The sequence below is a fragment of the Micromonospora sp. CNZ286 genome (assembly GCF_014207755.1).
On record NZ_JACHIZ010000001.1, the window covers coordinates 457696 to 482199 of the forward strand.

Below are 24504 nucleotides of genomic sequence, written 5' to 3' on the forward strand. Positions count from 1 at the left end.
CGTCACCCGGAACGCGCCGACCGGACACAAACTCCTTGATCACCGGGGCGAGGGCGCGGGAGGAGGGAAGGGGGGTCAGATCCTAGGGCTGCGGCGTTCGATCAAGGTCACGTCTCGCCAGGTGCCGTGGTGACGGCCTACCCGCTCGCGGGTGCCGACGACGCGGAAGCCGCACGTCGCGTGCAGCGCGAGGCTCGCGGTGTTCTCCGGGAACACGCCGGACTGGATGGTCCAGATCCCGGCCGCCTCGGTGGAGGCGATCAGCGCGTCCAGCAGTGCTCGGCCGACCCCGCGACCCCGCCCCTTCGGGTGCACGTAGACGGAGTGCTCGACCACCCCGGCGTAGACGCAGCGGTCGGAGACCGCCGAGCAGGCCACCCAGCCGAGCACGTCGCCGTTCTCGTCGAGCGCCACCCAGCGGTGGCCGGGCAGCCGTGTGGCGGTGAACCGCGTCCAGTCCGGCGGCTCGGTCTCGAACGTGGCGTTCCCCTCGGCGATGCCGAGGCGGTAGATCTCCAGCACGGCGCCGGCGTGCGAGTCGTCCATGGCGGCGACTGAGACTGTCATCGGCCTCTCCTGTCCGGGCCCGGCGGTCGTCAGCGTAGTCGCGCGCCGAGAGGCCGGGACGTGATGCCCGGCCCCTCGGCGTGAGCGCTACCGCCGCCGGTAGACGGAGATGTGCGCGCGGCTGTCCGCCTCGAACGGCGTCCGGTCCCAGTCGGCGTACCGCTCGGTGAGCCGCAGCCCGGCCCGCTCCGCCAGTTCGTCGATCTGTTCCGGCCAGGCGTACCGCATGGCGAACGGCTTCAGGTGCACGCCGGAGGCGTCGAAGGTGACGGTCTGCCGCACGAACGTCTGCGCCGCCCGGTCGTACCGGTGCAGGCGGATGGTGGCCGAGTCCTCGGTCACCTCCCGCACCTGGACCTGCTCGTCCCGGTCGAAGTCCGCCGGGTCGGGCACGAAGGTCTCGATGACGAACGCCCCGCCGGGCGCGAGCACCCGGGCGACGTTGCGGAAGCACGCCGCCTGGCGCTCCTCCGAGACCAGGTTGAACAGCGTGTTGAACACCAGGAAGACCAGACGGTACGGCCCGGCGACCGGGACGTCCGACATGTCGCCGATGGTGACGGGCATGTCCGCGCCGCCCGGCTTGGCGCGCAGGTGCGCGACCATCTCCGGGGACGCCTCGACACCCTCCACGGCGAGGCCGCGGGCGGCCAGCGGCAGGGCCACCCGGCCGGTGCCCACAGCCAGTTCGAGCACCGGGCCGCCCTCGGCCAGCGGCGCGAGGAAGTCGACGGCCGGGGCCGGGTCGGGATTGCCGGGGCCGTCGTAGGTGGCGGCCCAGAGCCGGCCGAACAGGCCGGGATCGTCGAAGACGGACATCACGCGCCCTCCCGCCGGGCGGAAGGGACGCGACGCGGCGAGAGGTCAGTGACCTCCGCCGGAATGGGGTACGACAAGACGAAGCCTCGATTCGGATGAGGTGACGACGGGTCGGCTGGGCTTCGCAGCGTTCGGCATGGCGGTGCTCCCTCCGGTCGGCTTCGAGGGGTTCAGCAGATCAGCAGCCGTGCCGAGCAGACAACCCGATTAAGCCCGCAGCGCGTCGTCCACTCCGGTCTCCCGGCGGCCGAGGTGCACCGGGTCACGCCCGGTGAGCACGTCCACGGCGGCCTTCACGCACGCGCCGTACTCCCGGGTGGAGCTGATCCGCCACTGGTCGGCGTACCGGCGGGCGGTGTCGTCGCCGACGCCGACGGCCTCGATGCCGGCGTCCCGGCAGAGCGCCACCGCGCGCGGCAGGTGGAACGACTGGGTGACCACTGTGGCCCGCCGGACCCCGAAGACGCGGTGCGCGCGGACGCACGAGTCGTACGTGTCGAATCCGGCGTGGTCCAGCACCGTCTTCTCCGCCGGGACGCCACGCTCGACGAGCCAGCGCCGCATCGCGTCCGGCTCGTCGTAGTCCCAGTCCATGTGGTCGCCGGAGAGCAGGAGCACCTGGACCTTGCCGGAGGCGTACAACTGGCGGGCGATCTCCAGCCGGGCGGCGAGGAACGGCGCCGGCGTGCCGTCCGGCTCCACCTTGGTGCCCAGCACCAGGGCCACCGCTGTCTCCGGCACGTCCGCGGCGTCGAACAGGCGGCCCTCGGCGGCGCCGCGGACCCAGGTCGCGCTGGCGACCGTGGCGGCGCCGAGCAGCATCACGGCGGCGGTGGCGAGCACCAGGAGGCGGCGGAGCAGGCGTACGGCCCGCCGATGCTCGCCCCGCCAGGCCCGCCATCGCGCCCTCAGCCCCCGCATGGCGGCGATTGTGCCAGGCGGGTCAGGAGATGTGGTGCAGGATCACGTTGTGCACGTGGTGGCTCTTCTGCGCGCCCCGGAACTCGACCTCGTAGGTGTGCGTGCCGACGTGCACCGCGATGGACCCGGTGGAGAAGAACGAACCACCCCAGGACTTGTTGCTCACCACGCTCACGCTGGTGATCTTCGAGTACGGGATGCTGGTGATCGCGTACCGCTTGCCGACGAAGGAGCGGTCCTGGATGATCACCCGCCGGTCGGTCAGGCCGATGAAGCCGGTGCCGGTGCCGACCGCGTCGTAGACGGCGATGATCTGCTCACCGGGCAGCAACCCGCTCTGGATCTGCTGGAACTGTTCCTTGCGGTCGTACGTGGGGCCAGACATGCACCCGAGGGTAGGCGGGGCGTGCCAGCCGATCAGGGCTCGGTGACCGCGCGGACCGCGTCCTCGATGCGCGCCGCGAGCAGAACCTCACCCTCGGTGAGTGGCTCGCCGTCGTCGTGCCCGAGTCTGATCTGGGTACGGTCGGCCCGGCGGCTGATCTCGGGGCGCAGCCGCAGCGCGTCGGCGACCACCGCCACCCGCTCGGTGAGCGCGGCGTGCTGGGTGTCGTCGAGGACGATCGTGCGGCGGATCTGTTCGCCCTCGCGCGTCCATCCGGACAGCAGGGCTAGCGCGTCGCTGAGGTAGTCGTGCTTCGCCCGGCCGCTGAACAGCACGCGCATCACCGCACCTCCCAGGCGTCGTTGCCGGCTTGTGGCCAAATCGTCGCCATCCCGTGTCCCAGTCGACGCCCTCTAGTCTCTCGCCGCTCAGATGGTGTGTCCACGCCCACACTTCCGTGTTCTGCTGACCTGACGGCCGACGCAGCTACCCAAACCGCCGATTGATCTGGCACGCTGGTGGCCCGTGCGGACCGAACGGGTTAGCGGAAGCGGGCAGGCCGACCGGCGGGAGCCGAGGGTGGTCGTCGGGGCGGCGATCATCGAGGGTGGCCGGGTGCTGGCATGCGAGCGCTCCGCGCCCCCCGAGGTGGCGGGGCGATGGGAGTTCCCGGGCGGAAAGGTCGAGCCGGGCGAGGCCGAGACCGACGCGCTGGCCCGGGAGTGTGCCGAGGAGCTGGGCGTACGGGTGGCCGTCGGCGCGCGTGTCGGCCGGGACGTACGGATGGCGCACGGCCGGTCCGTGCTGCGCGTCTACGCTGCCCGCCTGCTGCACGGCGACGAGCCCGAGGCCCTGGAGCACGCCGAGCTGCGCTGGCTCTCCGCCGCCGAGCTGGACAGCGTCGACTGGCTGCCGGCCGACGTGCCGATCGTGGCCGCGCTGCGCCCGCTGCTCGACGCCCCCTGAACGACGGCGGCGCGAGCCGGGCCGTCCGGTGAACCGGACAGCCGGCCGGAAACGGGACGAGGGCCCGCGGCTCGTGCCGCCGGCCCCCGTCATCGTCGCGCTGCTGTTCAGTGCTTCGGCTCGTCCTGCTGCGGGTGAGCGAAGTTGAGGTGCTCCGGCGGCAGCGGGAACGTCACGTCGTCACCGAACGGCGACGGCGCGGCGGCCTTGTTGAACGTCAGTTCGGTCAGCGGCAGCCTGCCGTTGGCGTCCACCGCCGGGGCGGTCGGGTGCGGCACCTCGCGGTGCCAGTTGACGCCCTGCTGGGCCTGACGCTCGGCGGCGCTGTCGTGCGAGCCGCCCGCGTGCGAGTGCACCCCGCCGGCGTGCGAACCGCCGCCGTGCGCGTGCGCCCCGCCCTGCGCCCCTCCGGACGTGACGGCACCGCTCGAATGCCCGCTGGTCGCGCTGGTCTGAGGCACCTGACCCCTCCGGAAGATCTTGTTACCGAGCCACACAAGGGGATCGTACCTGCGGTCGACGACCCGTTCCTTCATGGGGATGATCCCGTTGTCGGTGATCTTGATGTGCTCGGGGCAGACCTCGGTGCAGCACTTGGTGATGTTGCAGAAGCCGAGTCCCATGTCCGACTGCGCGTACTCCCGGCGGTCGGTGCGCGCGTCGAGCGGGTGCATGTCCAGCTCGGCCGCCCGGATGAAGAACCGGGGACCGGAGAACGCCGGCTTGTTCTCCTCGTGGTCACGGATCACGTGGCAGACGTTCTGGCACAGGAAGCACTCGATGCACTTGCGGAACTCCTGCGAGCGCTCGACGTCGACCTGCTGCATCCGGTAGTCGCCGGGCGCCACGTCGGCCGGCGGCGCGAACGCCGGGGTCTCCCGCGCCTTCTCGTAGTTGAACGAGACGTCGGTGACCAGGTCCCGGATCACCGGGAAGGTGCGCAGCGGGGTGACGGTGACGGTCTCGGACTCCTCGAACGTCGACATCCGCGTCATGCAGCCCAGCCGCGGCTTGCCGTTGATCTCCATCGAGCACGAGCCGCACTTGCCGGCCTTGCAGTTCCACCGGCACGCCAGGTCCGGCGCCTCGGTGGCCTGGAGCCGGTGGATCACGTCGAGGACCACCTCGCCCTCGTTCACCTCGACGGTGTAGTCCTTCAGGTCGCCGCCGGTCTCGTCGCCCCGCCAGATGCGGAACTGGCGCTTACTTCCCATCAGTTGTTCGCCTCCTCGGTGAGGGCGTCGAACTCGGCGAGTTCCTCGTCGGTCAGGTACTTGGCCAGCTCGGCCCGGTCGAACAGCCCGATCAGCTCCGGCCGCATCTTCGGCAGCGGCTTGTGGGTCAGCCGGACCGTGTCGCCGTCCAGCGAGCAGACCAGGTTGACGCTCCGCCACTTCGGGTCCATCGCCGGGTAGTCCTCCCGGGTGTGCCCGCCGCGCGACTCCTGCCGCTCCAGCGCCGCCTTCGCGGTGCACTCCGAGACCACGAGCATGTTGCGCAGGTCCAGCGCCAGGTGCCAGCCCGGGTTGTAGCGCCGGCCGCCGACCGCGCTGACCTTCGCCACCCGCTCCCGCAGCTCGGCCAGCCGGGCGAGCGCGTCGGCCAGCTCACCCTCGCGCCGGATGATGCCGACCAGGTCGCCCATCACCACCTGGAGGTCCTGCTGGAGCTGGTACGGGCTCTCACCGGTGTCCCGCTGCAACGGCGCCAGCGCCGTCTCCACGGCGGCCTCCACCGCCGCCACCGACACCGCCGGGCGGGTGGTGAGCTGATCGGTGTACGTGGCCGCGTGCCCGCCCGCGCGCTTGCCGAAGACCAGCAGGTCGGACAGGGAGTTGCCGCCGAGCCGGTTGGAGCCGTGCATGCCGCCGGACACCTCACCGGCGGCGTAGAGCCCGCGCACGGTGCCGTACGCCGCGCCGGAGTCCGGGTCCACCTCGACGCCGCCCATCACGTAGTGACAGGTCGGGCCGACCTCCATCGGCTCCTTGGTGATGTCGACGTCGGCCAGTTCCTTGAACTGGTGGTACATCGACGGGAGGCGGCGGCGGATCTCCTCGGCCGACTTACGGGAGGCGATGTCCAGGTAGACGCCCCCGGCCGGCGTACCCCGGCCCTCCTTGACCTCGCTGTTGATCGCGCGTGCGACCTCGTCGCGGGGCAGCAGCTCCGGCGGACGCCTGTTGTTGTCCGGGTCGGTGTACCAGCGGTCCGCCTCCTCCTCGGTCTCCGCGTACTGCTTGCGGAACACGTCGGGCACGTAGTCGAACATGAACCGCTTGCCCTCGGAGTTCTTCAGCACGCCGCCGTCGCCGCGTACCGACTCGGTGACCAGGATGCCCTTCACCGAGGGCGGCCAGACCATGCCGGTCGGGTGGAACTGGAGGAACTCCATGTTGATCAGCGTGGCCCCGGCGCGCAGCGCCAGCGCGTGGCCGTCGCCGGTGTACTCCCACGAGTTCGAGGTGACCTTGTAGGAGCGTCCGACGCCGCCGGTGGCCAGGACCACCGCGGGCGCCTCGAACAGGACGAACTCGCCGGACTCGCGGTAGTAGCCGAACGCCCCGGCGACCCGGTCGCCGTCGAGCAGCAGCTCGGTGATCGTGGTCTCGGAGAAGACCCGGATCCGCGCGTCGTAGCTGCCGAACTCCTGCTTGTCCTCCTGCTGGAGCGAGACGATCTTCTGCTGGAGCGTACGGATCAGCTCCAGGCCGGTCCGGTCGCCGACGTGCGCCAGGCGCGGGTACTCGTGGCCGCCGAAGTTGCGCTGCGAGATCTTCCCGTCCTTGGTGCGGTCGAACAGCGCGCCGTACGTCTCCAGCTCCCAGATCCGCTGCGGCGCCTCCTTGGCGTGCAGCTCGGCCATCCGGAAGTTGTTGAGGAACTTGCCGCCGCGCATGGTGTCCCGGAAGTGCACCTGCCAGTTGTCGCGCGAGTTCACGTTGCCCATCGCGGCGGCGGCGCCGCCCTCGGCCATCACCGTGTGCGCCTTGCCGAACAGCGACTTCGAGATGATCGCGGTCTTCTTGCCGGCCAGCCGGGCCTCGATCGCCGCGCGCAGGCCGGCGCCACCGGCCCCGATCACGACGACGTCGTAGTGGTGTCGTTCGATTCGCGTCTCAGTCATGTCCAGGCTCTCAGTTGATGAACCGCAGGTCGTTGATCCAGCCGGCGGCGACCGCCATCACGTAGAAGTCGGTGAGTGCCAGGGTGCCGAGGGTGATCCAGGCGAGCTGCATGTGCCGGACGTTCAACCAGGACACCCCGGTCCACGCCTTGTAGCGCATCGGGTGCTTGGAGAAGTGCTTGAGCCGCCCGCCGATGATGTGCCGGCAGGAGTGGCAGGAGATCGTGTACGCCCACAGCATCACCACGTTGCCGATCAGGATGATGTTGCCCAGGCCGAAGCCGAAGCCCTCGGGGGAGTGGAAGGCCAGGATCGCGTCCCAGGTGTTGATCAGCGAGATGATCGCGGCGGCGTAGAAGAAGTAGCGGTGCAGGTTCTGCCCGAGCAGCGGGAACCGCGTCTCGCCGCTGTACGACTGGTGCCCGTCCGGCACCGCGCAGGCCGGCGGCGACAGCCAGAACGACCGGTAGTACGCCTTGCGGTAGTAGTAGCAGGTCAGCCGGAACAGCAGCAGGAACGGCAGGGTGAGCGCCGCGTCCGGGATGATCCACCAGCCGGGCAGGAACTGGCCGAAGTGCGAGGAGCCCTCGACACAGCGGTCGGTGACGCAGGGGGAGTAGAACGGCGTCAGGTAGTGGTACTGCTCCACCCAGTACCACTTGTGCATGAAGACCCGGACCGTCGCGTAGATGACCCACGCGCTGAGCCCCACCACTGTGATCAGCGGGGCGATCCACCATCTGTCGGTCCGCAACGTCTTCGCCGCGATGGCGGCGCGTGCCCGCCCTCCCCGCGGCTGCGGTCTCGGCGTCCTGGCCGACGTAGTTGTCATCTGAGTCATCTCCCTGACGTCACTGTCACGTCCTGCGCACGCGCGAGGCCACACCGGCGAACCGGTGCGGCTAAGTGACACACGTTACGCCGATCTTCACGGCCCGGCCGCGCAACGCAGTGTCCCGTGTGTCCCGCAGCTTGGAAAGAGTCAGTTCATGATCAATGTGGCGGGTCGGCCGAACGGTGCGCCGACCGGTGGCGTGGTGCGCCCGGCGGCGCGCCGGGTCACCCGGACGCGCCGCCGGTGAAGTGCCACGAGGACAGCCGCAGCGCCGGTGTCTCGTACCAGGAGCCGTCGATGCGGGCAGGCTGGCGGACCGCCGTCCGGCCCAGGCCGAGCACCTGGCCCGGCCCCAGCGCCCGGGGGTACGACTCGGTGAACCGGAAGTCGCGCACCGCGCGGGTCGGCACGCCGTCCTCGACCAGCCACACCCCGTTGCGGGTCAGCCCGGTGACCACCAGCTGCTTCGGGTCCAGCACGCGGGTGTACCAGAAGTCGCTGACCAGCAGCCCGCGCCGCATCCCGGCCACCAGCGCGGCGGTGTCCGGGTCGCCCACCGCCCCGGTCACGCCCGCGCTCACCGGTCCGGCGGCGACGGCCGCGCCTGCCACGCCCGCCGTGCCCGTCAGCAGGCGGACGTTGTGCGGGATCGGGCCGAACGTCGCGCTACCCGGCATGCCGTGCCCGGTGGACCCGGCGCCCGCCTCGGCGCCGCCGCGCCTGTCGTACGCCACCGCTCCTGTGGTGCCGTGCTCCACCAGCGGCAACGCCTGCCGGGGCGTGCCCTCCAGGTCGAACGGCAGCGTGCCGGCGTGCAGCGGGTCGTCCACCACCGTCACCGAGGGGTCGAACTGAGCGGTGCCCGGCTTGGCGAAGGACTGCCGTTCGGCGTAGCGCTTGCCGTTGAAGCCGTACCAGGCCAGGTTCTGGAGCAGGTCGGCGACGGCAGCCGGTTCGAGCACCACCTCGTAGTGCCCGGGCGGCAGCTCGACCGGGTCGGCAGCGGCGCGCGCCTTGGCCGCCGCGCGGGCGCCGAGCGCCGCGCCGTCGAGATCGGCCAGCCGGTCGGCGCAGAGCCGGGCCACCCCGTCGGCGCCGCCGGCGCGGGCGATGCCGTCCATCGCCGCCTCGGCCGCCCGGCCCACAGCCGTGTGCCCGGCCGAGTTGGCGAACGCCCCCGACCGGTACGAGGTCCGGCAGTAGCCGGCCGCCTCCAGCCCTTCGACCGCGTCCACGAACGCGCGTACCCGCTCGGCCCGCTCGTCGGGCGAGGCGAACGCGGTGTCCTCGTCGACGGCCGGGCCGGACGGCACAGGCGTCGGGGCGGTGAGTCCCGGCCAGGCCGGGTCGGGCGGCGCGAGCCGGGCCGCGGCCCGGGTCCGCTCGACCAGGGCGGCCAGCCCGTCGGCGTCGACCCGGCTGCCGCTGCCGGTAGCGGTCCGCCCGTCCACGTGCAACCGCAGGTGTACGGCGACACCGGTCTCGGACACGTTCTGGTGGACGAACGAGTTGGCGAACCGGGTCAGCGCCAGGTCGGAGCGGGTCACCAGCACCTCGGCCTCGGCGGCCGGACCGGCCGTGTGCCGGACCAGGTCCACCACCCCGGCCGCGATCTCCAGCTCGGCGTTCATGCCGCGCTCGCTCATGCCCGCACCCCCACCCGGACGCCGCGGAACCGGGCCGGCGCGGCCGGGTGGCCGGTGTGCCCGACCTGGCCGGGCTGCCCCTTCCCGCAGTTGGGCGTGCCCCAGGCGACCGTCTCCGAGGAGAGCATGTCCATCGAGCGCCAGAAGACCGGCCCGATGCCGGTGTAGGTGGGGTTGCGCAGCATCCGCCCCCGGCGGCCCTTCTTCACCTCCCAGCCGACCTCGCAGCCGAACTGGAAGTTGAGCCGCTTGTCGTCGATCGACCAGGACCGGTTGATGTCCATCAGCACCCCGTCGTCGGTGGCCGCGATGATCTCGTCGAGCGTGTGCGGGCCGGGTTCCAGGCCCACGTTCGTCATCCGCACCATCGGCAGCCGGGCCCAGCCGTCGGCCCGTACGCTGCCGCCGTAGTCAAGGCCCGCGACGGCGGCCGAGTCCCGGCCGGCGAGCACCCCGACCCACCGCCCCTCGCGGACCGCGTCCCGGGCGACCGCCGGGGAGCCCTCGTCGTCGTAGCCGAAGCTGCCCAGCGCGCCCGGGATGGTCGGGTCGATGGTCACGTTCATCAGCTCGGAGCCGTAGTGCAGCGAGCCGAGGCGGGCCAGGTCGAGCCAGGACGTGCCGGCGAACGCCGCCTCCCAGCCGAGGATGCGGTCCAGCTCGATGGCGTGCCCGACCGACTCGTGGATCTGCAACGCGAGCTGCTCACCGCCGAGGATCAGATCGGTCTCGCCGGCCGGGCAGAGCGGCGCGGTGAGCAGCTCGCGGGACTCCTCGGCGATCCGCGCGGCGTGCGCGGCCAGGTCGAGCGAGGTGACCAGCTCCCAGCCGGTGGTGCCGTACTGCCCGCGGTAGCTCGGGTAGGACCGCCGCTGGGTCTCGCCGTCACCGATCGAGGTGGCCGAGATGCCGCCGCCGCACTCCCGGATGCGCTGGTCGATCCGGTGGCCCTCGCTGGAGACGAACCACTTCGAGGTGTCCCAGATCTGGTAGAGCCCCTCGGCCAGGTCGGCGCCGTGCTCGCGCATCGTCGCCGTGGCGCGGACCAGCAGGTCGCCCTTGTCCGACAGTGGCACCCCGAGCGGGTCGACGGCGCACTCCGAGGCCCAGCTCGCCACCGCCGCCTCGGCCGGCACCAGGTCGATCGGCGGACCGGGAACCCGCGCGCTCGCGGTGGCGATCGCCGCGGCGCGCCGGCCGGCGTCGCGGGCCGCGGCGTCGGACAGATCGGGTACGGCGTGGAAGCCCCACCCCGATCCGACGAGCGCGCGTACGCCCAGCCCGATGCTCTCGTCCTGGCTCAGCTCCTCGATGTCGCCGTTGCGGGCCGACATCGACTCGTAGCGGCGGTGCATGACCCGGGCGTCGGCGTAGCGGGCGCCCGCGTCGAGAGCGGCCTGGACGGCGGCGGTCGCCGCGTCGAACTCGCTCATGCCGGCACTCCGCTTCGCTGCGTGCCGGCATGAGGCACCTTCGCGCTGCCCCGATGATTCGCTCGCCGGCGCTCGCTCATGCGCTGTCCTGATGGGTCGCTCGACGCTCGCTCATGCGCCCGACCCTAGGCGAGCGCACCGACATCCGTCAGGGGACGAGATCCGCCGGCCGGATCGTGGCCCGGACGGGCTCGGTCAGCTCCAGCGCGGAACCGGGCTTGGTCACCGACACCTCGCGGTAGTGCCGACCCTGCCGCCGGTGCAGGTGCAGCGTGCCGGTTTCCTGCTCCACCAGCAGGTACCACTCGATCCCCGCGGCGGCGTAGTAGTGCATCTTGAGCACCTTGTCGGTTGCCGCGTTGCCCGGTGAGATGACCTCACACACGAGCCGCACGTCCCGCGCCTCGATCATCGGCTGGTCGAAGTCGATCGGCTCGGTGACGACCAGGTCGGGAATCGGTATGCGGCCTGGCCGGAGCCGGACGTTCACCGTCTCCAGCAGTTCCAGGCCGACGTGCCCGGCCGCGGCCTCCAGCAGGTTGCCGAGGTTCCGCTGGATTCGTTGGTGCCGCGGGGTCGGTGCCGGTGTCACGTGCAGGCTCCCGTCGAAGAGTTCGACGCGTTGCCGCGTCTCGCCGAGGGCGAGGTACTCCTCTTCGGTCCACGGGCCGTCGTGGCCGAACACCGCCGCGGTCATCGTCGCCTCCACCTCGTGCCGACGGGAATCGTCCCTTCGTCGCCGGGACCATCGTCGCACCACAAGTGCGGCGACGAGGCGACGACGGCCAGTCGCGGGCGTGGATGTCCCAGGTGACGGGGGTGCGAGACGGAAACCCAGTCGTTACGCTCAGGCCGCTGACAGGCCGCTCGATGTAGCTTATTTTCGCCTCTGGGGATTTCCTGTAAGTTCTCTTCATCACCGAAGGGGAGGCGGTCAATGGGCAGGTCGGAGGCGGTGCCGTCCGGGGAGCCGGACCGCCCGGAGGTGCCGGAGCAGCGCTCCGGCGACGGGCCCTATCTCCAGGTCAGGGACCTGCGGGTGCGGTTCGACACCGAGGACGGTGTGGTGCGGGCCGTGGACGGTGTGTCGTTCGCTGTGGAGCGGGGTCGCACGCTGGGGATCGTGGGTGAGTCGGGTTCCGGTAAGAGCGTCACGTCGCTGGCGATTCTGGGTTTGCACAACGCGAAGCGGACGGTCATCTCGGGGGAGATCTCGGTGGGTGGGCGTCAGCTGGTGGGGTTGGGTGAGGAGGAGGTGCGGCGGCTGCGGGGCCGGGACATGGCGATGGTTTTCCAGGATCCGTTGTCGGCGTTGCATCCGTACTACTCGGTGGGTAGGCAGATCGCTGAGGCGTACCGGGTGCATCATCCGAGGGCCGGTCGGCGGGAGGCGCGGACGCGGGCGGTGGACATGTTGGGCCGGGTGGGGATTCCGCAGCCGGCGCGGCGGTTCGATCAGTATCCGCATGAGTTCTCGGGTGGGATGCGGCAGCGGGCGATGATCGCGATGGCGTTGGTTAATGATCCGGATCTGCTGATCGCGGATGAGCCGACGACGGCGTTGGATGTGACGGTGCAGGCGCAGATCCTGGATCTGCTTGCCGATTTGCAGGAGGAGTTCCGGTCGGCGATCGTGTTGATCACGCATGACCTGGGTGTGGTCAGTCAGGTGGCTGATGACGTGTTGGTGATGTATGCGGGCCGGGCGGTGGAGCACGGGAGTGTGGAGCGGGTGTTGCGGGTGCCGCAGCATCCGTACACGTGGGGGTTGTTGTCGAGTGTGCCGTCGTTGCACGGTGACGCGGACGCGGACCTGTTGCCGATTCCGGGTAACCCGCCCAGTCTGATCAACCTGCCGTCGGGGTGTGCGTTTCATCCGCGGTGCCGGTGGGCGGACGTGAACGGCGACCGGTCGCGCGCCGAGGTTCCGGAGCTGGTTCCGGCGGGGGCGGCAGGGCATCTGGTGGCGTGTCATCTGCCGGTCGCCGCGCGGGAGCGGATCTACCGCGACGAGGTCGCGCACGTGGGGGTGGCCCGATGAACGTGGTGGCGAACGGGCAGGCGCCGGTGGTGGCCGCCTCGGGGGCGGGGAGCGACCCGGGCGGCGCGGCCCGGCTCGCGGCGGAGCCGCTGCTGTCGGTACGCGGCCTGACCAAACACTTCCCCGTGCGGCAGGGGCTGCGCGCCACGGGTGCGGTGCGGGCGGTGGACGGGCTGGACTTCGACGTGCGCCCCGGCGAGACCCTCGGGCTGGTGGGGGAGTCGGGGTGTGGGAAGACCACGACCGGGCGGATGCTCGTGCGGCTACTCGAACCCACCGCCGGGTCGATCGAGTTCGCGGGGCGGGACATCACCCACGCGAAACGTGGTGAGCTGCGCGGGTTGCGGCAGGACCTGCAGATCATCTTCCAGGACCCGTACGCGTCGCTGAACCCCCGCCACACCGTCGGGCGGATCGTGGCCATGCCGTTGCAGGTCAACCGCATCACCCCACCCGGCGGCGTCAAGAAGCGGGTCCAGGAACTCCTGGAACTGGTCGGGTTGAATCCGGAGCACTACAACAGGTATCCGCACGAGTTCTCCGGCGGGCAACGCCAGCGCATCGGCATCGCCCGCGCCCTCGCCCTCAAACCCAAACTCATCGTCGCTGACGAACCCGTCTCCGCCCTCGACGTGTCGATCCAGGCGCAGGTCATCAACCTGCTGCGCAGCCTGCAACGCGACCTGGACCTGGCGTTCGTGTTCATCGCCCACGACCTCGCCGTCGTGCGGCACTTCTGCCACCGCGTCGCCGTCATGTACCTCGGCAAGATCGTCGAGATCGGCGACCGCGACACCATCTACACGCGGCCACAGCACCCCTACACCCGGGCGCTGCTGTCGGCGATCCCGGACGTCACCACCCTCGGCCCCGCCGGACGGATCCGTCTCACCGGCGACGTGCCCACGCCACTCAACCCGCCGTCGGGCTGCCGCTTCCGTACCCGCTGCTGGAAAGCCACCGACCGGTGCGCCACCGAAGAACCGGCGCTGACCACCCGCGACGACGGCAGACAGCTCGCCGCCTGCCACTACCCGGAGAGCGGACCGGTCGGCGTGCCGACCGGCGAACCCGTGGAGGTGTCCCAATGAGCCTGTCGCCGGTCGAGGGCGTCGCGCTCGCCGAGATCGAGTCGCCCGGCGAGGGCGACGAGAGCGGCAAGAAGGAGTTCGTCGGCCGGTCACCCGGCCAGCTCGCCCTCGCGCGGCTCAAGCGGGACCGCACCGCGCTGATCAGCGGCGGCCTGCTGGCGTTCTTCGTGCTCGTCGCGCTCGCCGTGCCGCTCATCGAGGCGCTGTACGGGGTAGGGCCGAAGGAGCAGTTCCAGAGCCGCCTCGACGGCTACGGCATGCCGTTGGGCTACGCCGGCGGCGTGACCGGTGAGCACTGGTTCGGCCTGGAACCCGGTCTCGGCCGGGACATCTTCATCCGGATGGTGCACGGGCTGCGGACGTCGCTGTTCATCGCGTTCGCGGCGGCCGTGCTGACCGCGGTGATCGGTGTGACGCTCGGGACGCTCGCCGGCTACCTGGGAGGCTGGCTGGACACGGTGATCAACTGGATCACCGACCTGACCCTGGCCATGCCGTTCCTGATCATCGCGCTGGCCCTGATGCCGACCGTCGCGCTGCGCTTCTACGGACAGCGCGAGGCCGTGCCGGCGTACTTCCAGATCGGTGTGCTCATCGCGATCTTCGCCCTGTTCGGCTGGACCGGTACGGCCCGGCTGGTCCGGGGTCAGATCATCGCGCTGCGCGAACGCGAGTTCGTGGAGGCGGCGCGGGCCAGCGGCGCGGGCCTCGGGCACATGCTGTTCCGCCAGTTGCTGCCGAACGCCTGGGCGCCGATCCTGGTCGCCTTCTCGCTGGCGGTGCCGCAGTACATCACCAGCGAGGCCGCGTTGTCGTTCATCGGCGTCGGCCTCACCGACGAGACGCCGAGCTTCGGCCGCATGATCTACCGCAGCCTCGACTACCTGCAGACCGACCCGGCGTACGTCTTCTTCCCGGGCATCACCATCTTCGCGCTCGTGTTCGCCTTCAACCTCTTCGGTGACGCGCTGCGCGACGCGCTCGACCCGAAGTCGTCCCGGTAGGAGGCCGGCCCATGACGCGATTCCTCATCCGCCGGCTGCTGTCCGCCGCGCTCACGCTGTTCGCGGTGAGCGTGCTCAGCTTCCTGATGTTCTTCGCGCTACCCCGCGACCCGGTCACCGGCATGTGCCCGAAGAACTGCAACCCGGAACGACTGGAGCGGGTCCGCCAGGAGCTGGGCCTGCGTGACCCGCTGATCAGCCAGTACGCCGGCTACATGAAGGGCATCTTCACCGGCCGGGACCTGGGCAGCGCCCAGGGCGGCCGGTGCGACGCCCCCTGCCTCGGCTGGTCGTACGTGTCGAACGAGGCGGTCTCGGACACCATCGCCCGGGTGCTGCCGGTGACGCTGAGCATCGTCATCCCGGCGGCGATCCTGTGGCTGCTGCTCGGCGTCGGCCTGGGCATGCTCTCGGCGCTGCGCCGGGGCAGCTGGCTGGACCGGGCGGCGATCGGCTTCTCGCTCACCGGCGCCTCGTTGCAGCTCTACTTCGTCGGCGCGGTGCTGCTCATCGTCTTCGTCTACAACCTGCGCCTGCTGCCGGTGCCCAGCTACACCTCGTTGTTCGACAATCCGTTGAAGTGGACGAGCGGGCTGGTGCTGGCGTGGGTGGCGCTGGCGTTCCTCTTCTCCGCGATCTACGCGCGACTGTCCCGGGCGCAGATGCTGGAGACACTCTCGGAGGACTTCGTCCGGACCGCGCGGGCGAAGGGCCTGGCCAAACGCAAGGTGTACGGCCGGCACGCGCTGCGAGCCGCGATCACACCGGTGGTGACGATCGCCGGTCTGGACGTGGGCGGAGCGCTGGGCGGCACGGTGATCACCGAGACGACATTCGGTCTTAACGGGATGGGGCGTACCGCTGTCGACGCGGTCCGCTCGGGCGACCTGCCGACGATCATGGCGACCGTGCTGATCGCGGCGGTCTTCGTGGTGCTGGCGAACGTGGTGGTGGACCTGCTCTACGCGGTGATCGACCCGCGGGTACGGCTCGGCTGAACCGCGACGAAATTTATCGACAACTGTTATCCAACTCGTAGCTTTTCTTCTTTACGATCCTCGGGACGTCGGCGGATGCGCTCGGCGCACGGGTGGAGGAGGTAGGACATGCGACCACGCGCAGCGGCCGCCGCTGGCGGCGCCATCGCACTGGTTGTGGCACTCGGTGCCTGCTCGGAGAACACGGGCGAAGGCACCAAGGTGGACGGCAACCGGCAGCAGACCGGGGTCATCGCGACCGACCCCAAGGACTCGCAGGGACCGGCCGCCGAGATCGACGGCGCGGCCAAGGGCGGGACGTTCACCATCATCCGGGAGACCCCCATCTCCCACCTGGACCCGCAGCGGACGTACTCGTTCGCCGGTCTGATGGCCAACCCGCTCTTCGCCCGCTACCTGACCACCTGGAAGGACGACGGCAAGGGTGGCCTGGTCCTCGTGGGTGACCTGGCCGAGACGCCGGGCAAGAACGTCAACAACGACTGCAAGGTCTGGGAATTCACCATCAAGGACGGGGTGAAGTTCGAGGACGGCAGCCCGATCACCTCGAAGGAGATCGCGTACGGCATCGCCCGCTCCTTCGACCCGGACCTCACCGGCGGCCCCACCTACATCCAGGAGTGGCTGGCCGACACCGCGCAGTACGACACCAAGTGGGACTTCAAGAAGAACAAGACGTCGCTGCCGCCGGGCCTGACCACGCCGGACGACAAGACGCTGCGCTTCGAGTTCGCCAAGCCGCGCTGCGACCTGCCGTTCGCGGTCTCGCTGCCCACCACGGCGCCGCTCAAGCCGGAGAAGGACACCGGGGTCAACCTGGACCAGAAGCCGTTCTCGTCCGGCCCGTACAAGATCGCGAAGAACCAGGTCGGGGTCCAGCTCACGCTCGACCGCAACCCGAACTGGGACGCGAAGACCGACCCGGTGCGGCACCAGTACCCGGACCAGTTCGTGTGGAGCTTCGGGCCGACCGCCGACGCCGCCAACAACCGGGTGATCGCGGACAACGGCGCCGACCAGAGCGCGCTGGCGTTCAACTCGGTGCCTGCCTCGCTCGTGGCCAAGGTCGCCGGTGACCCGGCGCTGAAGTCCCGGACGCTGCTGTCCCCGACCCCGAGCGCCAACCAGCTCGTGATCAACACCCAGCGGGTCAAGGACCTGAAGATCCGCCAGGCGCTCAACTACGCGATCGACCGCGAGGGCCTGGTCAAGGCGCTCGGCGGCCAGACCGTCGCGCAGCCGATCACCACGCTGATGCCGCCGTCGACCATCGGCTACAAGGCGTACGACGCGTACCCGGCCGGCGCCAACGGCAACGTGGAGAAGGCCAAGGAGCTGCTCGGCGGCCAGACGCCCGAGCTGGTCCTCGGCGTCGCCGACAACACGACCGAGCAGGCGGAGGCGGTCCAGCTCAAGGGCAACCTGGAGCGTGCCGGCTTCAAGATCACTGTCCGGAACATCCCGGACGACGCGAAGCTGGACGAGGTCAAGAAGAAGAACAACCCCTGGGACCTGTACATCGGTAACTGGGCGGCGGACTGGCCGAGTGGCGCGTCGATCCTGCCGGTGCTCTACGACGGCCGGACCATCAAGGCCGAGGGCAACAGCAACCAGTCGTACTTCAACGACGACGCGATCAACGCCGAGATGGACCGGATCCTGGCGCTGCCGCCGTCCGAGCAGGGCCCGGAGTGGGGCAAGCTCGACGAGCGGATCATGAAGGAGCACGCTCCTGTGGTGCCGCTCTACGTGGACGTGGCGTACAACGTGCACGGCTCCAAGGCGGGCGGGGTGTTCATCTCCTCCGTGTTCGGCTACCCGAACTTCGTCAACGCGTACGTCAAGCAGTAGCCCGTAGGTGAAGGAAGGGCCCCTTGTTAACGCCTCGCGTTAACAAGGGGCCCTTCCTCTACCGCAGGCGTTAAAAGGGGGCCCTTCCTTACAAGTAGCGGCGGAGGAAGTCGAGCTCCAGCCGGAGCAGGCGCTCGGACACGCCGCCGGCGGCCAGGTGGCTCGCGCCGGTCAGCGGCAGCACCGCGTGCGGGCGGCCCGTCGCCAGCAGCGCCGCGGACAGCCGCAGCGTGTGCGCGGCCAGCACGTTGTCGTCGGCCAGGCCGTGCACCAGCAGCATCGGCCGGGCCTGCGCCGGATCGCCGAGCGGCTCTGCGGCCAGCTCGACCAGCGAGTGGTGGGCGTACACGTCCATCCCGTCGTCCGGCATGCCCAGGTAGCGCTCGCTGTACGCGGTGTCGTACAGCGCCCAGTCGGTGACCGGCGCGCCGACGATCGCGCACTTGAACAACTCCGGGTGCCGCAGCACCGCGAGCCCGGCCAGCCAGCCGCCGAACGACCAGCCGCGCACCGCCACCCGTCCCAGGTCCAGATCCGGGTGCTTGTCGGCGAGCGCGGTGAGCGCGTCCACCTGGTCGGTGAGGATCACGTCGGCGACCCGCCTGTGGATCGCCTTCTCGAACGACGGCGCGATGCCCGGCGTACCCCGGTTGTCGATGGTGACCACCGCGAAGCCCTGCTCGGCCCACCACTGCCGTTCCAGCCAGACGCTGCGGGCCGCGACCACCTCCTGGTGGCCGGGGCCGCCGTACACGTCCAGCAGCACCGGCAGCCGGGTGCCCTTGACGTGCTCGGCCGGGTAGAGCACCGCGCTGGGCAGCCGCCGGTCGGTCACCCGGACCATCGTCGGCCGCGGCGCGTACGAGCAGGTGGCGGCGAACGAGCGCAGTTCACCGACCTCGCGGTCGCCGTGCCACACCCGCCAGCGGACGCCGGCGTGCTCCAGCGACGCGATGCCCACCGCCAGCGTCGACCCGCCGATCGAGGCGGTGTGCCAGCCGGGGTCGCTGCCCATCCGGCGGGCGTCCATGCCGCCGCCGATCGTGGTGCGCACCCGGTAGAGGTGACGCTGGCTCGGTTCGCCCTCGCTCGCCTCCACCAGCAGGTCGGCCGCCGCGTTCGGGCCGTTCGGCAGCCGCCCGACCACCCGCCGCACGTACAGCGACGGCGGGGTGAGCAGCGTGCCGTCGGCGAACAGGCAACGCGCGTCGTACCCGTCGTGGGCCAGCTCGCCGCCGACCAGCACCCGCCCGTCGGGCAGGTGCGCCGGGGTGCCGGGGATCGGCTCCACCCAGCGCGGGTCGGCCAGCTCGGCGTGCACCTGCGTCTCCCCGGTGCGCGGGTCCACCGCGAGCACCAGGCCGTGCTGCTGCGAACGGCGCAGCACCGTGATCAGCGGCCCGCCCTCGGTCCAGTCCACCGAACTCAGGTACGGATAGGTCTCGCGGTCCCAGTGCACGTCGACCCAGCCGCCGTCGAGGTCGAGCAGGTGCAGGCTCACCTCCGCGTTCGGCCCACCCGCCACGGGGTACGCGAGCGACGTCGGCGGGCTCGCCGGGTCGGCCGGGTCGTGCAGGTACCAGCGTTCCAGGCGTGATTCGTCGACCCGGGCGGCCAGCACGCTGCGCCCGTCCGGCGCCCACCAGTAGCCCCGGTAGCGGTGGAACTCCTCGGCCGCGATGTGCTCGGCCAGACCCCAGGTGACGCCGCTGTCCTCACCGGCGAGCAGGTTGTCCGTACCGTCCGGCTCCACCACCCGCAACTGACCCCGGCGCACCCCCTCGGCGGCGTCGGTGACGTACGCCAGCCGCTCACCGGCCGGGTCGGGCCGCGGGTCGATCACCGGCCCGATCGCTGCCACCTCGATCACGTCGCCGTGCACCAGGTCGGCCCGGAACAGCCGCCCGGCCAGCGCGAACGCGGCGACCCGGCCGGCCGAGTCCAGCGCGTACGAGCCGATGCCGCCGGAGCTGAGCCGCAACCGCTCGCGCAGCGCCCGTTCCCCGGGAGCGAGGCGGGCCGGCTCGGCGTCCGTGCCCAGCAGCACCGCCGGGTCCGCGACCAGTCGTTCCTCGCCGCTGTCGACGTCGAGCAGCCAGAGCGCGTCGGCCGGATCCTCCGGTCCCGCGGAACGCAGGAAGATCACCCGGGCGCCGTCGCCCGCGACGGTGACGGCGCGCGGCGCCCCGTGGCTGAACCGACGGGTACGGGCGGCCAGCTCGGGAAAGTCCACGCCTGCAGAGTAGGCGGGCGCCGGAGGTGATGTGGCCGACCTGGGCGGACGCATCACCGTCGAGCGGGCAGGACCGCCGGTTAGAGTGACGGGCGTGACGACCCTGCCCGACCGACGCCTTCTGCTGGTCCACGCGCATCCCGACGACGAGTCGATCGGCACCGGCGCGACGATGGCGCACTACGCCGCCACCGGTGCCCACGTCACGCTCGTGACCTGCACGCTGGGCGAGGAGGGCGAGATCCACGTCCCGGCCCTGGCGCAGCTCGGCGCGGCCGAGGCGGACCAGCTCGGCGGCTACCGGATCGGCGAGCTGGCGGCCGCCTGCGCCGCGCTCGGCGTGACCGACCACCGGTTCCTCGGCGGGGCGGGCCGCTACCGTGACTCCGGCATGATGGGCCTGGCCACCAACGAGCACCCCCGGGCGTTCTGGCAGGCCGACCTGGACACCGCCGCCGGGTACCTGGTGGAGGTCATCCGCGAGGTCCGTCCCCAGGTTCTCGTCACGTACGACCCGGACGGCTTCTACGGCCACCCCGACCACATCCAGGCGCACCGGGTGGCGATGCGGGCGGTGGAGCTGGCCGCGGCCGAGGGGATCGCCCCGGCGAAGGTCTACTGGACGGCTATGCCGCGCAGCGTGCTCGACGCGGGCCTGGAGACGTTCACCGAGTCCTCGGACAATCCGTTCGCCGGCATCGAGAGCGCCGACGAGCTGCCGTTCGGCACGCCGGACGCGGAGATCGCCGCCCGGATCGACGGCACCGACCAGCACGCCGCCAAGGAGGCGGCGATGCGCGCCCACGCCACCCAGATCCCGGCGAACTCCTGGCTCTACTCGATCGCCGGCAACTTCGGCGGCGAGTTCATGGGCGTCGAGTACTTCACGCTCGCGGTCGGCGAGAAGGGGCCGGGCGCCGGCCCGTACGGCTGGGAGGACGACCTCTTCGCCGGGATCGCCCTGGACGGTACGCAGCGGTCCCCGGTCGCGGCGGCCGGTCTCCGGTGACGCTGCCGGCCGTACCCGTGTCGACCCTTCCCGAGCAGCCGCCGACGGCCGCGACGCCGAGCCCGGCGGAGCGGGTGCTCGACCGCGCGCTGCGGGTGGCCGGCGGCGTCGTGACGGTCTGGGCCGGCGTCCTGCTGGCGCTGCTCGACCTGATCTTCGCGACCTGGGCCTGGGAGACCGTGCAGGGCCGCTCCGGCGGGCTGCGGGCGCTTCTCGGTGTCGGCCTGGTGGCTGCCGGCGTCGTCGCGGTGGTGGCGACGACTGTGCTGCTGGGCCGGTTCGCCCACCGGTCGACGGGTACGCGTTGGGCGGTGGCGCTCGGCGCGCTGCCGTGGTTCCTGGTGATCGTGGTGGGTGGTTTCCGGACCGTCGAGGGCGATCTGGCGCTCGCCGGTGACAACGTGCTCGGCCTCGCGTTGATCGTGGCCGGCGCGGTCACGTTCGCGGTGCTGGGCTTCCGGCACCTGGTGACGCCGCCCGACGCACGGTGAGGTGCTGACGCCGCACAGCTCGCGGTGGTAGACATTCCTGCCAGGAGGCCCGCCGAGGGAGCGGGCGGTACGGCGGGAGGCGTGCGATGGGTCAGCGGTGGCGTGCGGTAGGCGTGCTGGCGGCCGCGTTGTTCGGGGTGAACGTGGTGGCCCGGCTGGTCATCAAACTCGCGTTCCCGGACGACGACACCGCCTCCGGCCGCGTCTCGCTCGCCATGTTCCTGGTCATCGGGCTGATCCTGGCGGGCACCGCGTTCCGGTGGGGCGCTGACCGGCCGCTGAGCCGCTGGGCCGGCGACCTGGCCGCCGCGGTCGCGGTCGCGCTGGCGCTCACCGTGTTCGTCGGTCCGCTGCTGGTCGGGGAGAACCCGTTCGGCGGCGGCGCGGGCCTGTTCTTCGCCCAGATCTGGCTCTATCTCGCGGCCACCGCGGCGGGCGTGCTGGTCGGCTACCTGATCCTGACCGCGCTGGGCCGGGACTACCGGTCCCGCCAGCTCAAGCGGTACGCCGAGATGAAGCGCACCCGGCCCCGCAGGATCGTCCGGCGCTGACCGGAGCGCCGCTCAGGCCGCCGGGGCGACCCGGGTCAGGTAGGTGTGGTGGGTGGTGAAGCCGAGTCCGCGGTAGAGCGCCACAGCGCCGCTGTTGCTCTGTTCGACCTGGAGGAACGCGTGGGTGGCGCCCTCGGCGGCGCCCCAGCCGGCCAGGGCGCGTACGACAGTGGCGGCGAGCCCTCGACGGCGTGCCTCCGGCACCGTTTCCAGCAGGCTGACGCCGAGCCAGCGGCCTGCGCCGGTCACCGTGCCCCGCCCGACCGCGAGCAGCCGGCCGTCCTCGCGCAGTTCGGCGAAGCGGACCCGGGGCGTCCCGGTGAGCACCTGCCGGGCGGCGTCCGGCAGCCCGCCCTTGCGGCCGGCGGCGATCGCCAGCCAGTCGTCGGCGGGCGCGTCCGTCAGCGTCACCGGCGGCACATCGGCGGGGGCGTCGGCGGGGGCGTCGGTCGGCAGCGGGGTGGAGGTCGGCAGCGGAACAGCGGGCGGCACGGTCAGGGTGCGCAGCGGGACGGTCTGGACCAGCACCGGGGGCCGGGACGTCCAGCCGCGTGCGTCCAGCTCCGCGCCGACCGGGGCGGCCAGCGGCAGCGGGGTGTTCACCAGGGCGGATCCGCCGCGCTCGGCGTACCAGCGCTGCACCGCGTCCAGCGCGGCGGGCAGCGGGCGGTCCGGGTCGCCGACGGGTAGCGCGCTGTTCGCCCGCCCGGTCCAGCCGTCGGCCCAGCGCAGCCGCCAGTCGCCGAGCCGTCCGCGTACCGGTGCGGGCCAGGCCTCGTCGGCGGCCAGCTCCAGCGCGACCACGGCGGCGGCGGTGGGCCGCCGGGCCGGTGGCACCCGCTTTGCCCGGTGCACCTCGGCCACCGGTACGCGCAGCGGCCCGGCGTCGGTGGACAGAGTGATGTGGGTCTCGCTCAGCTCCACGAGCTCGCCGAGCGCGTCGGAGAACAGCGTGCGGCCCTCGCGAATCCCCACAATCCGGCGGACCACGATCCGGTGTCCCACGTCCTGCTGTCGGAGCACGATCGACCCCCTCCCCGGCGAGATACTAGGCTCTTACCGTTGCGGTTGATCGCGACGAGTCTTGCGGAGGAGAAGACCGGTGACCTACATCATCGCCGAGCCGTGCGTGGATGTGCTCGACAAGGCATGCATCGAGGAGTGCCCGGTCGACTGCATCTACGAGGGCAACCGGATGCTCTACATCCACCCCGACGAGTGCGTCGACTGTGGTGCCTGTGAGCCGGTCTGCCCGGTGGAAGCGATCTTCTACGAGGACGACGTCCCGGAGCAGTGGAAGGACTACACCGGGGCCAACTACGAGTTCTTCGAGGACCTGGGCTCGCCCGGTGGCGCCTCGAAGATCGGCAAGGTGGAGAAGGACGCCACCTTCGTCGCCGCGCAGCCGCCGCGCGGCGAGGGCCACTGAACCGGCGTACGCCGGTCTCGGCACGGCTGCCCGACTTCACCTGGGACACCCTGGACGCCGCGGCCGCCACGGCCGCGGCGCACCCGGACGGTCTCATCAACCTGTCGATGGGCACGCCGGTCGACCCGGTGCCAGACCTGATCCGGCAGGCCCTGGCCGACGCGTCCAACGCACCGGGCTACCCGCTGACCGCCGGTACGCCCGCCCTGCGGAACGCGATCGCGGGCTGGGTCGCGCGGGCCTGCGGCGCGGGCGTCGACGGCCTGGGTGTGCTGCCGACGATCGGCTCCAAGGAGCTGGTGGCCGGGCTGCCCACCCTGCTCGGGCTCGGCCCCGGTGACGTGGTCGTGGTGCCGTCGGTGGCCTACCCGACCTACGAGGACGGGGCCCGGCTGGCCGGCGCGACGACGGTACGCACCGACTCGCTGACCGCGCTGGGCCCGGATCCCCGGGTCCGCCTGGTCTGGGTCAACTCGCCGGGCAACCCGACCGGCCGCGTGCTGCCCGCCGCCCACCTGCGCAAGGTGGTCGAGTGGGCGCGTGAGCGCGGGGCGGTGGTCGCCAGCGACGAGTGCTACCTGCCGCTGGGCTGGGACGCCGAGCCCGTCTCGGTGCTCTCGCCCGAGGTGTGCGGTGGCTCGTACGACAGTGTGCTGGCGGTGCACTCGCTGTCCAAACGCTCCAACCTGGCCGGCTACCGGGCCGGGTTCGTCGCGGGCGATCCGGCGCTGGTGGCCGAGCTGCTCAAGATCCGTAAGCACGCGGGCCTGATCGTGCCCGCCCCGGTGCAGGCCGCCATGGTGGCCGCGCTCGGCGACCAGGAGCACGCCGACGCCCAGCGCGAGCGCTACCGCGTCCGGCGGGAGAAGCTGCGCGAGGCGTTCACCGCCGCGGGTTTCACAGTCGAGCACTCGGAGGCCGGGCTCTACCTCTGGCTCACCCGGGACGAGGACTGCTGGGAGACCGTGGACCGGCTGGCCCGCCGGGGCATCCTGGTGGCCGCCGGTGTCTTCTACGGCCCGGCCGGCGCCCGGCACGTCCGGGTGGCCCTCACCGAGTCCGACGAGCACGTGGACGCGGTGGCCGGGCGGCTCGCCGGGGCCTGAC

Annotated in this window: 24 protein-coding genes; 11 read left to right on the forward strand and 13 right to left on the reverse strand. The window is 71.5% G+C overall.

Going from position 1 to position 24504, the window contains the following annotated elements; translation table 11 throughout:
- Positions 1-75: 75 nt before the first annotated feature.
- The 5 genes from FHX31_RS02265 to FHX31_RS02285 all read right to left on the reverse strand — a co-directional run bounded on the left by FHX31_RS02265 (position 76) and on the right by FHX31_RS02285 (position 3033).
- Positions 76-567 carry a GNAT family N-acetyltransferase gene (locus FHX31_RS02265; protein ID WP_123110037.1) on the reverse strand — a complete coding sequence of 164 codons (492 nt, stop codon included), beginning with the start codon at positions 565-567 and terminating at the stop codon, positions 76-78.
- An 87-nt stretch (positions 568-654) separates the two neighbouring features.
- Complete coding sequence (locus tag FHX31_RS02270; RefSeq protein WP_030269469.1) at positions 655-1386, reverse strand: class I SAM-dependent methyltransferase; 732 nt, start codon at positions 1384-1386, stop codon at positions 655-657.
- A gap of 207 nt (positions 1387-1593) precedes the next feature.
- Complete coding sequence (locus tag FHX31_RS02275) at positions 1594-2307, reverse strand: SanA/YdcF family protein (RefSeq protein ID WP_184974875.1); 714 nt, start codon at positions 2305-2307, stop codon at positions 1594-1596.
- 22 nt (positions 2308-2329) lie between these two features.
- Positions 2330-2692, reverse strand: coding sequence for a PH domain-containing protein (locus FHX31_RS02280; RefSeq protein ID WP_013288454.1), 363 nt, complete (start codon positions 2690-2692; stop codon positions 2330-2332).
- 32 nt (positions 2693-2724) lie between these two features.
- A complete protein-coding gene (locus FHX31_RS02285; RefSeq protein WP_013288453.1) occupies positions 2725-3033 on the reverse strand; it encodes a 4a-hydroxytetrahydrobiopterin dehydratase in 309 nt (102 codons plus the stop codon).
- Positions 3034-3271: 238 nt separating this feature from the next.
- Between FHX31_RS02285 and FHX31_RS02290 the strand changes: the two genes are divergently transcribed.
- Positions 3272-3658 (forward strand): (deoxy)nucleoside triphosphate pyrophosphohydrolase, encoded by a 387-nt coding sequence (locus FHX31_RS02290; protein WP_013288452.1) that lies wholly within the window; start codon positions 3272-3274, stop codon positions 3656-3658.
- Between the two features lie 107 nt (positions 3659-3765).
- Here the strand turns inward: FHX31_RS02290 and FHX31_RS02295 are convergent, their stop codons facing one another.
- The 6 genes from FHX31_RS02295 to FHX31_RS02320 all read right to left on the reverse strand — a co-directional run bounded on the left by FHX31_RS02295 (position 3766) and on the right by FHX31_RS02320 (position 11396).
- Positions 3766-4872 (reverse strand): succinate dehydrogenase/fumarate reductase iron-sulfur subunit, encoded by a 1107-nt coding sequence (locus FHX31_RS02295; protein WP_013288451.1) that lies wholly within the window; start codon positions 4870-4872, stop codon positions 3766-3768.
- Positions 4872-6785 carry a fumarate reductase/succinate dehydrogenase flavoprotein subunit gene (locus FHX31_RS02300; RefSeq protein ID WP_013475225.1) on the reverse strand — a complete coding sequence of 638 codons (1914 nt, stop codon included), beginning with the start codon at positions 6783-6785 and terminating at the stop codon, positions 4872-4874. Before FHX31_RS02300 ends, FHX31_RS02295 begins: the two co-directional genes overlap by 1 nt.
- Positions 6786-6795: 10 nt before the next feature.
- On the reverse strand, positions 6796-7617 hold the full coding sequence (locus FHX31_RS02305; RefSeq protein ID WP_013288449.1) for a hypothetical protein: 822 nt from the start codon (positions 7615-7617) through the stop codon (positions 6796-6798).
- Positions 7618-7844: 227 nt separating this feature from the next.
- Positions 7845-9266: a metallopeptidase TldD-related protein gene (locus FHX31_RS02310; protein ID WP_184974878.1), complete on the reverse strand. Its 1422-nt coding sequence runs from the start codon at positions 9264-9266 to the stop codon at positions 7845-7847.
- A complete protein-coding gene (locus FHX31_RS02315) occupies positions 9263-10699 on the reverse strand; it encodes a TldD/PmbA family protein (RefSeq protein ID WP_013475227.1) in 1437 nt (478 codons plus the stop codon). The genes FHX31_RS02310 and FHX31_RS02315 overlap by 4 nt, the downstream gene beginning before the upstream one ends.
- A 148-nt stretch (positions 10700-10847) precedes the next feature.
- Positions 10848-11396, reverse strand: a complete 549-nt coding sequence (locus tag FHX31_RS02320) for a Uma2 family endonuclease (protein ID WP_013475228.1) — start codon at positions 11394-11396, stop codon at positions 10848-10850.
- A gap of 240 nt (positions 11397-11636) precedes the next feature.
- On the opposite strand from FHX31_RS02320, the gene FHX31_RS02325 reads away from it, so the two are divergent.
- From FHX31_RS02325 to FHX31_RS02345, 5 genes are all read left to right on the forward strand, one after another.
- Positions 11637-12740: an ABC transporter ATP-binding protein gene (locus tag FHX31_RS02325; protein WP_486481646.1), complete on the forward strand. Its 1104-nt coding sequence runs from the start codon at positions 11637-11639 to the stop codon at positions 12738-12740.
- A complete protein-coding gene (locus FHX31_RS02330) occupies positions 12737-13831 on the forward strand; it encodes an ABC transporter ATP-binding protein (protein ID WP_486481647.1) in 1095 nt (364 codons plus the stop codon). Before FHX31_RS02325 ends, FHX31_RS02330 begins: the two co-directional genes overlap by 4 nt.
- A complete protein-coding gene (locus tag FHX31_RS02335) occupies positions 13828-14835 on the forward strand; it encodes an ABC transporter permease (RefSeq protein ID WP_013288443.1) in 1008 nt (335 codons plus the stop codon). The genes FHX31_RS02330 and FHX31_RS02335 overlap by 4 nt, the downstream gene beginning before the upstream one ends.
- 11 nt (positions 14836-14846) lie before the next feature.
- Positions 14847-15833: an ABC transporter permease gene (locus tag FHX31_RS02340; RefSeq protein ID WP_013288442.1), complete on the forward strand. Its 987-nt coding sequence runs from the start codon at positions 14847-14849 to the stop codon at positions 15831-15833.
- Between the two features lie 108 nt (positions 15834-15941).
- A complete protein-coding gene (locus FHX31_RS02345) occupies positions 15942-17684 on the forward strand; it encodes an ABC transporter substrate-binding protein (RefSeq protein WP_013288441.1) in 1743 nt (580 codons plus the stop codon).
- An 88-nt stretch (positions 17685-17772) separates the two neighbouring features.
- Here FHX31_RS02345 and FHX31_RS02350 read toward each other — a convergent pair whose 3' ends face one another.
- Positions 17773-19917, reverse strand: a complete 2145-nt coding sequence (locus FHX31_RS02350) for a S9 family peptidase (RefSeq protein WP_013288440.1) — start codon at positions 19915-19917, stop codon at positions 17773-17775.
- Between the two features lie 85 nt (positions 19918-20002).
- Here FHX31_RS02350 and mshB point away from each other — a divergent pair, with 85 nt between their 5' ends.
- The 3 genes from mshB (at position 20003) to FHX31_RS02365 (ending at position 21968) form a co-directional block, all read left to right on the forward strand.
- Entirely contained in the window at positions 20003-20926 is a 924-nt protein-coding gene (mshB, locus tag FHX31_RS02355) for an N-acetyl-1-D-myo-inositol-2-amino-2-deoxy-alpha-D-glucopyranoside deacetylase (RefSeq protein WP_184974881.1), read from the forward strand.
- A gap of 17 nt (positions 20927-20943) precedes the next feature.
- Positions 20944-21417 (forward strand): hypothetical protein, encoded by a 474-nt coding sequence (locus FHX31_RS02360; RefSeq protein ID WP_412535472.1) that lies wholly within the window; start codon positions 20944-20946, stop codon positions 21415-21417.
- Between the two features lie 86 nt (positions 21418-21503).
- The gene (locus FHX31_RS02365) at positions 21504-21968 is read left to right on the forward strand and encodes a hypothetical protein (protein WP_184974884.1); all 465 of its coding nucleotides are present in this window, start codon (positions 21504-21506) and stop codon (positions 21966-21968) included.
- Positions 21969-21980: 12 nt separating this feature from the next.
- Here FHX31_RS02365 and FHX31_RS02370 read toward each other — a convergent pair whose 3' ends face one another.
- Positions 21981-22991, reverse strand: coding sequence for a GNAT family N-acetyltransferase (locus tag FHX31_RS02370; protein WP_184974887.1), 1011 nt, complete (start codon positions 22989-22991; stop codon positions 21981-21983).
- Between the two features lie 79 nt (positions 22992-23070).
- Between FHX31_RS02370 and fdxA the strand changes: the two genes are divergently transcribed.
- Both fdxA and dapC read left to right on the forward strand, forming a co-directional pair.
- Entirely contained in the window at positions 23071-23397 is a 327-nt protein-coding gene (gene fdxA / locus FHX31_RS02375; RefSeq protein WP_007464872.1) for a ferredoxin, read from the forward strand.
- Entirely contained in the window at positions 23394-24503 is a 1110-nt protein-coding gene (gene dapC, locus FHX31_RS02380) for a succinyldiaminopimelate transaminase (RefSeq protein ID WP_013288435.1), read from the forward strand. Before fdxA ends, dapC begins: the two co-directional genes overlap by 4 nt.
- The last annotated feature ends 1 nt before the right edge of the window (position 24504 follow it).